The 13,023-nt window shown below is 63.8% G+C and carries 8 protein-coding genes and 1 pseudogene; 7 read left to right on the top strand and 2 right to left on the bottom strand.

Annotated features, from left to right (window positions below):
* The 3 genes from EN943_RS27690 to EN943_RS27680 all read left to right on the top strand — a co-directional run.
* A partial coding sequence (locus tag EN943_RS27690) for a ParB/RepB/Spo0J family partition protein (protein ID WP_127415426.1) occupies positions 1-2,040 on the top strand: 2,040 nt, incomplete at its 5' end.
* A gap of 117 nt (positions 2,041-2,157) precedes the next feature.
* Positions 2,158-2,550: a hypothetical protein gene (locus tag EN943_RS27685; protein WP_164778409.1), complete on the top strand. Its 393-nt coding sequence runs from the start codon at positions 2,158-2,160 to the stop codon at positions 2,548-2,550.
* A 108-nt stretch (positions 2,551-2,658) separates the two neighbouring features.
* Complete coding sequence (locus EN943_RS27680; protein ID WP_127415424.1) at positions 2,659-3,258, top strand: DUF1419 domain-containing protein; 600 nt, start codon at positions 2,659-2,661, stop codon at positions 3,256-3,258.
* 183 nt (positions 3,259-3,441) lie between these two features.
* On the opposite strand, the gene EN943_RS27675 is transcribed toward EN943_RS27680, so the two are convergent.
* Positions 3,442-3,837 carry a hypothetical protein gene (locus tag EN943_RS27675; RefSeq protein WP_164778408.1) on the bottom strand — a complete coding sequence of 132 codons (396 nt, stop codon included), beginning with the start codon at positions 3,835-3,837 and terminating at the stop codon, positions 3,442-3,444.
* A gap of 294 nt (positions 3,838-4,131) precedes the next feature.
* On the opposite strand from EN943_RS27675, the gene EN943_RS27670 reads away from it, so the two are divergent.
* Positions 4,132-4,815: a transposase gene (locus EN943_RS27670; protein WP_245476003.1), complete on the top strand. Its 684-nt coding sequence runs from the start codon at positions 4,132-4,134 to the stop codon at positions 4,813-4,815.
* 36 nt (positions 4,816-4,851) lie between these two features.
* Here the strand turns inward: EN943_RS27670 and EN943_RS27665 are convergent, their stop codons facing one another.
* The gene (locus tag EN943_RS27665) at positions 4,852-6,045 is read right to left on the bottom strand and encodes a DUF1173 domain-containing protein (protein WP_127415423.1); all 1,194 of its coding nucleotides are present in this window, start codon (positions 6,043-6,045) and stop codon (positions 4,852-4,854) included.
* A gap of 185 nt (positions 6,046-6,230) precedes the next feature.
* On the opposite strand from EN943_RS27665, the pseudogene EN943_RS27660 reads away from it, so the two are divergent.
* The 3 genes and pseudogenes from EN943_RS27660 to EN943_RS27650 all read left to right on the top strand — a co-directional run bounded on the left by EN943_RS27660 (position 6,231) and on the right by EN943_RS27650 (position 12,967).
* Positions 6,231-10,720, top strand: a pseudogene (locus tag EN943_RS27660) (strawberry notch-like NTP hydrolase domain-containing protein).
* Between the two features lie 12 nt (positions 10,721-10,732).
* Positions 10,733-11,782 (top strand): toprim domain-containing protein, encoded by a 1,050-nt coding sequence (locus EN943_RS27655; protein ID WP_127415422.1) that lies wholly within the window; start codon positions 10,733-10,735, stop codon positions 11,780-11,782.
* A 243-nt stretch (positions 11,783-12,025) separates the two neighbouring features.
* Positions 12,026-12,967: a DUF2493 domain-containing protein gene (locus EN943_RS27650; protein ID WP_127415421.1), complete on the top strand. Its 942-nt coding sequence runs from the start codon at positions 12,026-12,028 to the stop codon at positions 12,965-12,967.
* Positions 12,968-13,023: the final 56 nt, after the last annotated feature.

Here is a 13,023-nt window from a genome sequence, read left to right as displayed (position 1 = left end):
ATCGAGCGTCTGGCCGAAGACATCGGACGGCGAAAGCTGATCCAGAGCCTGAACGTCCGTCCCGTGCTCGACGGAGAGGGCGAGGAGACCGGCACGTTCGAGGTGCCCGCCGGCGGCCGGCGTTACCTCGCGCTCGCCATCCTCATCAAGCAAAGGCGTCTGGCGAAGAACGAGCCAATCCCCTGCATCGTCAACCGCGGGCAGGAGACCTCGGCCGAGGAGGATTCGCTTGCCGAAAACCTGCGGCGCGCCGACCTGCACCCGCTCGACCAGTTTCGTGCCTTCAAGACGCTCAGCGATCAGGGGCTCGATCCCGACGAGATTGGCGCCCGCTTCTTCGTGTCGCCGGCGACGGTCAGGCAGCGCCTGCGGCTGGCATCGGTGTCGCCGAAATTGCTCGAGCTCTATGAGAAGGACGAAATCCGACTCGAGCAGATCATGGCGTTTTCGATCTCGGACGATCACGCGCGCCAGGAACAGGTCTGGGAGCGGATTTCCAGCTCGCACACGCAGGAACCCTATTACATCAGGCGCCTGCTGACCGAAACGACGGTCCGAGCTGATGATCGCCGGGCCGTCTATGTCGGTGCCGAAGCCTATGAAGCAGCTGGTGGCGTCATCCTTCGCGACCTGTTCGAGCAGGATTCCGGCGGCTGGTTCCAGGATGCCGCACTCCTCGAGCAGCTTGTCTTCGACAGGCTGAAGGTGGATGCCGAGGCGATCCGGGCCGAAGGCTGGAAATGGGTTGAGGCGGCAATCAGCTTTCCCTATGGCCACACCTCCGGCATGCGGCGCATCTACGCCGAGGCGCAGGAGCTCAGCGCCGAAGAGATCAAACGCTACGACGCGCTGAAGGCCGAATACGACAAGCTGGATGCGGACTATGCTCAGGCCGAGGATGCCGACGAAGCAATCGAGGCGAAGCTTGACCAACTGGGTGCCGAGCTCGACGCGATCGATGATCGTCCTCAAAGCTACGATCCCGCCCAGAAGGCCATTGCCGGTGTGTTCGTCACGCTTGCCGCGAACGGCAAGCTCCAGGCCGAAGCCGGTTTCGTGCGGACCGAGGACGAGACGCGGACCGAGACCAGCGACGTCGATGAGGGCGAGGAAGGGAGCGCCGACGGCGGAACCGGATCTAATGGCGATGACCATGGCGATGGTGTTGTCGTCAACGGCAAGCCGGTGAACGACACGTCCGGTGACGACGGCGAGGACGATGGCATTAAGCCACTGCCCGATAGGCTCGTCTTCGACCTGACCGCGCAGCGGACGCTGGCATTGCGCAACGCACTCTCCGGTGACGTCGATATTGCCTTCGTCGCCGCACTCCATGCCTTCGTCCTGCAGGTCTTCTATCGTTTCGCACCGGACACGTGCCTGGAGATCAGCCTGAAGAGCGGCAGCTTCAGCCAGGTCGACGGTCTTGCCGAGACATCCTGGGCCAAGCAGATCGCCGAGCGGCACGAAGCCTGGGACCGCGATTTGCCCGATGAGGCGGAAGGCCTGTGGGACTTCCTTCTCGGCCTCGACGAAGCAAGCCGCAAGGCGCTGTTCGCGCACTGCGTCTCGCTGACACTCAATGCGGTGGTCGAACCCTGGAACAGGCGAGCGAAGGCGCTCGAGCATGTAGACGTGCTTGGCCGCTCGCTCCAGTTCGACATGGTCGACGCCGGCTGGACGCCCACGGTCGAGTTCCTCGGGAGGCTCACCAAGGCGCGGATTCTACAGGCTGTCCGTGAAGCGCGTGGCGCAGACTCCGCGCAGCTGATCGACCACATGAAGAAGGACATCATGGCCCGTGAAGCCGCCCGTCTTCTCGAAGGATCGAACTGGCTGCCCGAGCCGCTGCGCCTGGAGGTCGATGAAGTGGTTGCCGATCCTGGCGACGCGGTCGCCGGCGACTTGTCGGATGAGGCGGCTCTCGACGGCGATGACGCCGAGCTGCCGGCCTTCCTCGCCGACGATGCGGATCCGTCCTCCGATGAGCCGGTGACCATCGACGGCGACGCAACGGACCACCTCCAGGCCGCCGAATAGTCGGCCTCCCGCTCCCACCGGCCCGGCAGCTCCGCCGGACCCATTTCAGTTCCAACTCACTCTCGAGCCCGGGATCGCCTTCGCGACCCCGGGCGCTTGCGTTTCATGGAGATCGACATGTTCGACTGGAACAGAAGCTGCTCCTACGACGAGCAGCAGAAGAAACGTTTCCACACCACAGCCCGTTCACGACTGAAGAAACTTGCCGCTGAACTTGCGCTGCCGCAGGGAAGCTTCGACCTGCGCTCCAACAGGGCGGGCATCGCCGTTTGCGGTGAAATTACCCTGCACCACGACGACGCCTACATCCAGGTCGGCCAGTTCGGTTTGTCCTCAGGTCACGGTATCCTGATCCGCACCTGCAAGGGCCGTAAAGACTACATCGGCGGGGCCAACCACTTTGTTGCACTCGGCATGCTTGACGATATCCCGGCGCTCGCCGCCGCCGTCCGTGCCATAACCGGGGTTGGTCGAGACGCTTCGCGTTCCTCCGAGCGACGCGCCGCGTGAACCCTGCACGCGCCGGCCGCAGCCTCGGCCCGTCGCCAGCCACAACACCAAGCAGTTGCCATGGCGCGGTGATGCCGCGCGTGGCCGAGCTGCGTTCAGGAGAACCTCATGACCGCACATCCACCCTTCAGGAAGGTGCTCGACGGCGTCGCCACCCGCGAGCAGATGTTCCAACTGTTCAGCCGCCACAAGGACACTCCCGGCATCGATCCCAATTCCGGCACTCCCTATTCAGGCGAGTGGTTTGAGATCACCGCGTCCGAATACCACTTCATGCTAGATTTGTTGCCGCCGCTTTTCATGCGCACCGGCATGTTCGGAATGTCGGAGTATAAGGCCGGCAACGTGACCAGCGTATTCTTCGCGATCCGGATCCGGGGCCGCGAGCGCTGGTTTCATGGCTTCTGCGATCTCACGGATCGGCAGTCGCCAGACAAGATGCGAGCCGCCATCATCGCCCACGAGACCGGCGCGAGCGACAGCATGACCCGCGCGGAAAAGCTCGAGGCGATCTGGAACATAACCCCTGTCGAGCTCAGGGGGACCGCCCGCAATGCAGACCCCGAGACCGGGTGGGCCGAACATCGCGGCAAACGCACGATTCTCGTTAACGCCGGAAGGCATGATGCTGCCTTCAGGCTGCTCGATGATCTGTCGGATCTCGAGATCGCCGAGTACCTGTCCAAAATGCGATTGCGTCGGAGCTGACGAAGGAAGACGACGATGGGCATCTATAAGAACCGCGCTTCGGCGGCAAAGCGTCTCCATCACGGTGACCGACCTTCGCTCAATGGATGCACCCGCATACGGCCCATCCTCAAGCTGTTGAGACACGCGAGACCGTATGGCCAACTGCAACGAGGATACAAGCATCCGGCCTTCAGCAAAACTTCAGTGCCTGCCACGCGGGAAGTACCCGGCATTGCGCAAAGCGCCGATGAACAGGCTGGCCGGGCCGGCGATACTCGTCCTGGCCTGCGTTGCGAGCGGCAGCGTGTTCCAGTCCTCCAACGGAGCGATAAAGTTGGAGAAAGTGCCATTGACCATGCAATGGCTGGTCAACAAGCCCTGCTTATCCAGCACCAGAACCCCTGTCTGATTGCTTGGATACCGGATGGCGGCGACGCGCTGAAGTTCCATGTCGCCATCGATGCGCAAATTGAAAAGCAGCACGCCCTGGCTTCTGTGGGCGACTTCCGCGACTTTTTCCGCGAAAGGAGCAGAAAGCGCACGAACGCTGTCGACCGCCATCCCGAAAACAAGCGCGTCCAGCTCATCCGCCGCCATGAGAAGATTAGTTCCCAAGAATATAAGGATTGCAATCGGTCCAGCCGGATTGTGCACAGTCATCGCACTCCGCCGGCTAGACGCCTGAGCATCGCGTGTATGAGGCAGCTCTCTCTCTCGGTAGGCACGTTTGCCCCCGTTGATTGAGCCGATTGCCCTAGGCCTATGACACACCGCTTGCTCGTTGCGGGGCTTCTCCGATAAAGCACGGCGAAAGCGATATGATACGTCGGGTACTCGCTAACACGAACTGCGACTTGGCTTGCAAGTCATGCTCATATCAAGGAACAGACTATGAAGCGCCAGATCCGGCCATTCATCGTGGAAATGAAACAGAAGCGCGGCCTGCAAAAGCCAAGCCATTCGATCTGGGGCGATCTTGACCTGTCCAAAATTGCCACTGAGATGACACAGCCGGGCTATGCTGCTCAGCTGCCAAATTCCCAGGTCATTGACTTCAGTATAAGACCCCTTGATGCTGAAGAACGAGATAAACCACAAGCGGAGTATATGATGGCCGATATTCAGGACGCTCAGACTGTTCAGACGACAGTTGCCCCAGCCAAAGTGGAAGTGCCTGAATCCAAGAAGAAAGTTCCGCGAGGAAAGAAAGCGAAGGCAGAGCTCGTAAAGCCGGCCCGCAAGAACGGAGCGAAACCTGCGCCCCAGGCCGCGGAAGCTCCCTTGGTAGCTAAGACCGCCCGCAAGACATATTCCGAGAATGAACGCACCCAGAAGCTTGCCCAGATCGAGAAATCGATCGCTGCCGGCGCGACCAGCAAGATTGCGGTCGGCCAGGCCGGCATATCGGAGCAGACCTACTATTATTGGAAGAGGGCTGCCGCACCTTCCTCTGACAGCGGCGATCTCCGTGATCTTGTCGCGCTCGAAGAAGAAAACAAACGTCTCAAGAACCTGCTTGCCGACCGTCTGCGCAAGGAAAATGCCGAGCTCAAGAAGAAGCTCGGCCTGGCCTAGGGCATACTCAGGCGCGTTGGAAATTCCGCCCGACGCTCAAAGGGGTAGCGGCGGCATATCGCCTTCGCCGACCCGCCACACCCAGGAGCCGATCTCCGGTCGCGCGGCGATCATTTCGTCGAGCGACGCTTCGTAGTTTTCGTCCGCTCCGGCCGGAACGACAAAGAGCGCTATCGAGTCGTCCCTGTTCTGAAGCAACGCATTGGCGATCGGCTGGTCGGGTTGCAGGTCAAAGCGCAATCCCTTCACGCTCTTCTCGCGAAGGCGGGCGAGCCCATCGACGAGCCTTTTCTCCGGGACCGTCTCGTAAGGAATCCAGTTCTCGGAGACCACCATCAACGCAATCTCCTCGACAATGGCGAGGCCGGCCGGGTTCAGTCCGAAGGTCGCGATCACCATCAGATGTGAGTTCGGATCCGCTGCCCACAGCGACAATTCTCTCTCGAAACGTGCCTGCAAACGGCGGTGCAATGCATCTTCGATAATGAAGGGAAAGCCGGGCAAGTGCCTGATGACGAGTTTCTGACCGGAGCGGGCGGGGACGATCTCCTTCACTTCGCCGACCAAGACGAGCAACTTTCGTGGACCTGATTTCGGCGGGAGCGCCGAGCCGAGAACCGCGTTGCGACGCTGCTCGATGGCTTGCCTGTTCTCGGCCCGAAACGGCTCGGGCACGAACAGGATATCCGCGAGTGGTCCGCCCCGCACTGTCATGTGCCCGGCAGCCTCGAGCAGATGCCAGCGGACATTCCACCAATGCCGCTTGCCGGCCCACCTCGATGTCCAGACCGTCAGTTCGGCCTCGTGCCAGAGATAATGAAGCAGGCCACGCAGCGACATCCGCCTGGGATCGGCGGTTACACTGGCGGAACTTTGCCCCGCAGGCACCGATGCCGCGCGGCTCCCCGTCTTCGACAGGCTGAAGTCCAACTTGAGGGCGGCCAAGCCGTTTTGCAGATCGAGCTGTATCGCGCTGCCCATCAAGGCGCCCAGCCCGGACAGTTCGTAAGGTGATTCATAGGAATCACAGGACGGATCATGCCCGCCGCCGCTCAGCGGCATGCGCTTGATCAGATGAAGGTCGCCTATGCGAGCGATGTACATCGGGCAGCCTGGCTCGCGGCACAGGCATAGCGGGCGCTCGCTGCGGGCATAGGCACTCACCAGCGCCGCCTGCAGGTCAGGCGCTGCCTCCTCGTAGACCGCACTGCCAATTCTGAACCGTCGCATCACCTCCACAGCTCCAGGTCGCCGCCGCATTCCTGTGCGCGCATTGAAGTCATGGGTTTGCACATTGCGCAACCCCTTTGGTGCATCGGCGCGAGAGGCAGAGGGGAGCCGGGAGGAGCGTGGCCCGGCTGGCGCGCAGAGAGTGTTGGCGCGGGCGCTATTCCCCTCTCGCGAAGGACATTTCCATGAACATTGTTTCGACTACCTCGACCGTCGCATGTACGGCTGGTTCCCTCGCCGCGCTGACGCCGGCCTCCATCAACAACGCCGAGGCGATCTATCAAGCGGCAACGTTGCTTCTATCTTTCCTCGAGCAGGGCAAGCCTGTCACCACCGCCGCACTGCGCACCGCCATGGCGACCAGTTTTGGCGGCAGCGATGCGCAAGGGTTCTGGCTTTGGAAGGACGCCTATGAGGCGCTCGAAGTCGCCCAGGTGCTGTTTCTGCGCCGGTTCGGCCCTGCGATCCTGTCGCGGTCGACCACGCCGCAGGCAACGCTGGCGATGATCAAGCGCATCGCCGACCTTCTTCCTACCCATACGCGACGGTCCGACGAGAGCCAGGCCATGCAGCAGCTGTCGACGCCCTTGCCGCTCGCCTTGGTGACAGCGCACGCCGCGGCGATCGCATCTTGCGACCTCGTTCTCGAACCCTCGGCCGGCACCGGTCTGCTCGCCGTCCATGCCGAGATGGCGCGCGCCTCGATCGCCCTCAATGAGCTCGCCGCGACGCGGGCCGATCTCCTCGGCCTGCTGTTTCCCCGGGTCCCCGTCTCGCGGCACGACGCCGCCCATATCGACGATCATCTCGACGCGGGCATCGAGCCGTCCGTCGCGCTGATGAATCCACCCTTCAGCGCCGGCGCCTATGTCGGCGGCCACGTCGCCGATGCGGCATGGCGGCATCTCTCCTCCACATTCGCACGCCTGCGCGCCGGCGGGCGCCTCGTCGCCATCACCGGCACCGGGCTGTCTCCGGAAAACCCCAAATGGCGGCCCGGCTTCGAACGCCTGCAGCAGCAGGGCAACGTCATCTTCACCGCGGCGATCGACGGCCGTGTCTACGCCCGCCATGGCACCACCACTGAGACCCGCCTGACAATTATCGACAAGGTACCGGCCGCCGAACCGAAAAACTTCGTCCGGTCGCCGGGCAAAGCCACCGATGTCGAAACGCTGCTCGCCTGGATCACGGCTCTGCCGCCCCGGCTACCGGGCGGCTTTCCGGATTCGATCGGCGCGCTGTCCAACCCGCGCAATGCCGCCATGCACATGGCTGCCCGATCGGGGACAAGAGCCGCACCCCTAACAGTCTCAACTTCTGCTCCGAAGGCCATCCAATCGGTCCGTCCGATTGCGCGGGCGAAGCCCGCTCGCCAGGTGATGGCAAACAGCGTGCCGGCCGTCCCCCTCGCCTATGAGCTACGCGACTGGATGCCGGAAGAGGGCGGCCGGCTCACCGACACGATCTACGAACCCTACGCGCTACAGTCGATCGACATTCCCCGCGCAAAGCCGCATCCGACGCCGCTCGTGCAGTCGGCCGCAATGGCCGCCGTCGCGCCACCAAAACCTTCCTATCGGCCGCTTCTTCCTGATGCGATCATCGACGAAGGCCTGCTGTCGGACGCCCAGCTCGAAAGCGTCGTCTATGCCGGCGAAGCCCATTGCGGCCATCTCGCCGGCACCTGGACGGTTGACGAGACCTGCGATCTCGTCTCGGCCGCACCAGAAGGGGCTGCGAACGCTGTCCGCTTCCGCCGTGGATGGTTTTTGGGTGACGGAACCGGCTGCGGCAAAGGACGGCAGGTCGCCGGCATCATCCTCGACAACTGGCTGCAGGGGCGACGCCGCGCGATCTGGATTTCCAAGTCCGACAAATTGCTGGAAGACGCCCAGCGCGATTGGGCGGCCCTTGGCCAGGAAAACTCCTCGTCCAGCCACTCTCGCGCTATCGGCAGGGTACGCCGATACGCCTTGCCGAGGGCATCCTGTTTACGACCTATGCCACACTCCGCTCCCAGGGGCGCGAAGGCAAGAAGTCTCGCATCGCGCAGATCATCGACTGGGTCGGGCAAGAGGCGGGGAGCGGGGAAGCCGCGACAGGGACGAAAAAAGCTTTTGATGGCGTCATCGTCTTCGACGAAGCCCATGCCATGGCAAACGCGGCGGGCGGCAAAGGCGAGCGCGGCGACGTCGCGCCCTCGCAGCAGGGCAGGGCAGGCTTGCGGCTGCAGCACGCGCTTCCCGATGCCCGCATCGTCTATGTCTCGGCGACGGGCGCGACCGCCGTCGAGAACCTGGCCTACGCGCAACGTTTCGGCATCTGGGGCAGCGAGGATTTCCCGTTCGCCAACCGCTCTGAATTCGTCGCGGCGATCGAGGATGGCGGCGTCGCCGCGATGGAAGTGCTCGCCCGTGACCTTAAGTCGCTCGGCCTCTACACGTCGCGCTCGCTCTCTTATGAAGGTGTCGAATACGACCTGCTCGAGCACGCGCTGACCGAGGAGCAGATCCGCATCTACAATGCCTATGCCGACGCGTTCCAGGTGATCCACAACAACCTGACCGCCGCACTCCAGGCGACCAACATCACCAGTGAGTCCGGCACGCTGAACCGCATCGCAAAATCGGCGGCACGCTCAGCCTTCGAGAGCACGAAGCAGCGCTTCTTCAGCCATCTAATCACCTCGATGATGACGCCGACCCTGATCAGCGCGATCGATCAGGACCTCGCCGATGGTCATTCGGCGGTCGTCCAGGTCGTCTCTACCGGCGAAGCGCTGATGGAACGACGCCTTGCCGAGATCCCGACCGAGGAATGGTCGGATCTGCATGTCGATGTCACGCCGCGCGAGTACGTCGGTGGGTACTTGATGCACTCCTTCCCCACCCAATTGTTCGAGGAATATTCGGATGCGGAGGGCCGCGTCTATTCGCGGCCTGTCCACGACGAAGATAGTAATCCGGTTCAGTGCCGGGAGGCCGTTCGCCGACGCGACGAGATGATCGAAAAACTCGCCTCGCTGCCGCCGGTTGGCAGCGCGCTCGACCAGATAATCCATCACTTCGGCACCGACACCGTCGCCGAGGTGACCGGCCGCTCGCGCCGCATCGTGAAGAAGACCGGCCGCGATGGTATCGACCGGCTGGCCGTCGAGAACCGCCCGGGCTCGGCCAATCTCGCCGAGACCCAGAGTTTCATGGACGACGACAAGCGCGTACTGATCTTTTCGGACGCCGGCGGCACCGGGCGCTCCTACCACGCCGATCTCGGCGTGAAGAACCAGCGCCTACGCAAGCACTATTTGTTGGAAGCCGGCTGGCGCGCCGACAACGCCATCCAGGGTCTCGGCCGGACCCACCGCACAAATCAGAAACAACCGCCGCTGTTCCGGCCGATGGCCGCCAATGTGAAGGCCGGAAAACGCTTCCTGTCGACGATCGCACGACGGCTCGACACGCTGGGTGCGATCACGCGCGGCCAGCGTCAGACTGGTGGTGCCGGGCTGTTCCGTGCCGAGGACAATCTGGAAAGCCGCTATGCCCGTGCGGCGCTGCGCCAATTCTACTATCTGCTGCATCAGGGCAAGATCGACGGCTGCTCACTCACGACCTTCGAGACCGTGACCGGTCTGTCGCTGACCACCGACGAGGGCGGGTTGCGCGACGAGCTGCCGCCGATCACGACCTGGCTCAATCGCCTGCTGGCGCTGCGCATCGAGACCCAGAACCTGCTGTTCGAAGTGTTCGAGCAACTGATGACGGCGAAGATCGAAGGCGCCATCGCCGCCGGAAATTACGACAAGGGGCTGGAGACCATCACGGCGGAGAGCATCCTCGTCACCGATCGTCGCACCGTCTACGCGCACCCGGTCTCCGGCGCGCAGTCGCATGTGCTGACCGTCGCGCGCAAGGACCGTATTCGGCCGCTCGGTGTGGTCGATGTACTGGCGATCGCCCGCGCGGAGCCACAATCTGTTCTGTTGATGAACACGCGATCGAACCGCGCGGCGATACAGCTGCCGACGGCGAGCCTGATGCTCGACGACGGCACGATAGAGCACCGCGTACGCCTGCTGCGGCCGATCGACGAGCTGCGCTTCGGTCTCGACGCCCTAGCCGAAACCCACTGGCAACCCGCCGACCGAAAACTGTTCTGCGACCTATGGCAGGCGGAGGTCGCGGCCGTCCCGGAGTTCACCACCAACACCTTCCACATCGTAACGGGTCTGCTCCTGCCGATCTGGCGTCGGCTGCCGGACCATGATTGTCAGGTCTACCGGATCCAGACCGATGCCGGCGAACGCATCATCGGGCGTTACATCGCACCAACCCTTGTTGCGACCATGTTCCGCAATCTGGGCATCGACAATGTGCCGACCCTCGCGCCGGAAGATGCATGGACGGGGCTCGTGGAAGGCAAGATCGGACTGCAACTCGCCGATGGCCTGATCCTGCGCCGCAGTCGGGTCATGAACGACTACCGTGCCGAGCTGATAGGCTTCACCGACGCGATGGTCCCCCGACTGAAGGCGCTGGGGCTGATATCCGAGATCATCTCCTGGAAGCTCCGGCTGTTCATCCCGACATCCGCGCAAGGTTGCGCCATCCTCGCCTCCCTTCTCGAGCGCCATACGCTGGTCGGGGTCACCGACCGTACGGCCGCGGCTTGAGGGGAGGCGATCATGTCCGGTTCGGCGTCCGAGCTGGCACGCCGCCTTGGCGAACATGCCGAGGCGGTGTGCCGCGAATATCTCTCCAACGGCCATCGCTCCGGCAATTACTGGATGGTCGGCGATGTCCGCAATATGCGCGGCCGTTCCATGCATGTGCGGCTCAAAGCGGTTGGCGGCAAGGCAGCTGGAAAATGGGTCGATGAGTCATCGGGGGAATATGGCGACCTGCTTGACGTCATCGAGCAGAGCTGTGGTCTGGTCGACTTCCGCGAGGTCACGGATGAAGCACGTCGTTTCCTCGCCATGCCACAGCCAGACCTTCAGTCCAGACCATCCGTCGCCGGGCGCCAATCTGCCGCGGCACGCGGCTCGCCTGAGGCCGCGCGTCGCCTGTTCGCCATGTCCCAGCCGATCGCCGGTACGCTGGCCGAACGATATCTTGCTGGCCGCGGCATCCTGCTTTCCACGCATGAGCGTGCGCTGCGTTTCCATCCCGGCTGCTACTACAGGGATCTCGTGACCGGCGAGACGCGGACCCTGCCTGCGCTGATTGCCGCTGTCACCAACCTCGACGGGGAGATTACCGGCCTGCAGCGCACCTGGCTTGATCCTTCGGGTCAGGGCAAGGCGCAACTCACTGATCCACGCCGCTCGCTGGGAGATCTCCTTGGCAACGGCATTTGGCTAGGCCGCCAGCCAGATGAGCCCGTCCCGGTCATGGCCGCCGGCGAGGGTTTTGAGACGATGGCGTCGGTTAAGGTGGTGATGCCGGCGCTGCCGGTGGCCGCCGCCACTTCGGCCAATCACCTCGCCGGCCTGACCTTCCCGCCTGGCTGCCGTCGCCTCTACATCGCAGCCGATGCCGACGCCGCCGGCCGGCATGGCATCGGGCGTCTCAGCCAGCGCGCAGGCGAGGCCGGGATTCTCGCCCTGGTTTTGCGGCCGCAGCTCGGCGACTTCAACGACGATCTGCGCCATCTCGGCCCCGCCCATCTCGCGGCACGGCTCAGCGATCAGCTCGTCCCGGAGGATGCCCGTCTTTTCCTGCCGTCCGGATGAACGGCCGGGGCGGCAGGCGGGCGGGGGCGTCACCGGAAGACGTTTAGGCATGGCGGTGGTCCGCCGGAGAGGCCGCTCCCGCGGCCTGTCCGAGAGGCGACCCCTGCCACGCCCCGGTCACGGCCGCAACGGCTGCGCCGTCCTCCGCTCGCGCTCCGGCCTTCGGTGCGGCCGCGTCCGGGGCGCGGCCGGGATGCGCTGTCAGGCCGCGATAGGCGCGGCCACAACCGACGGAGACACGCCATGACCTACGAGCTTCCTTTCGACGATGTCTACGAGCCCTACCACGCCTCCTCGCCGACCGACCGCGTCATCCTCGAACTGCAGATGTACGGCCATCGCCCGCATCAGGACGAACCTGATGCTCGGCCACTTCCCGACGACGAGGTGATCCGGGCCGGGCTTGCCGGGATCGTCGAGACCTTCGCCGGCATGCTCGGCGACACCAGGCTCGAACCCGATCTCGATGACCTGCTCTGGTCCTTCGCAAACGTCTTCCACCGTGCCGCCGAGCGAGTCGCCCGATCCCTCGATCGCAACGAGGAGGCGCAGCGTTCGAGCCAGCAGGAGCAGGACGGCTCCGAGGTGAAGTCGGTCGAACTCGAACGGCTCACCGCCGAGGGCATCACCTATATCGAGCGCCGCAACGTGCTCGAAATCATGCGCGATGAGGCTGCCGACCTCTACGAGGCACAAACCGGATCGGCATGGCGGCCGCGCACCGGCTCCAAGGTCTCCCACCAGGCGATGACTGCGGCGGTGATCGACTCCCGCGATTTCCTCGCCGCCCGCCGGCTCGCCGAAACCGAGGTGCTCGTCCCGGCCGGCACCAAGATTGCTTTTGCCGGCGGTCTCGACTGCAATGATCACGACCGGATCTGGGACGCACTCGACAAGGCCCGCGAAAAGCATCCCGACATGGTGCTGCTTCACGGCGGCAGCCCGCGCGGCGCTGAGCGCATCGCCGCCTGCTGGGCAGAGAACCGGAAGATCACCCAGATCGCCTTCAAGCCGGATTGGAACCGACACGCCAAGGCGGCTCCGTTCCGCCGCAACGACCAGCTTCTCTCGGTGGTCCCCTACGGCCTGATCGTCTTTCCCGGCTCCGGAATCACCGACAACCTTGCCGACAAGGCCCGTCGGCTTGGCATCCCCGTCTGGCGGTTCGCGGAGGGCGGCGCGTGAAGCGCCGCTTTCCTCGCATCCGCGGGCCGAACCCGACCGCGCGGTCGGGTTCGGCC

The organism is Mesorhizobium sp. M7A.F.Ca.US.006.01.1.1, from assembly GCF_003997935.1.
Lineage (GTDB): Bacteria > Pseudomonadota > Alphaproteobacteria > Rhizobiales > Rhizobiaceae > Mesorhizobium.
This window is presented reverse-complemented; position numbering and strand designations above follow the sequence as displayed.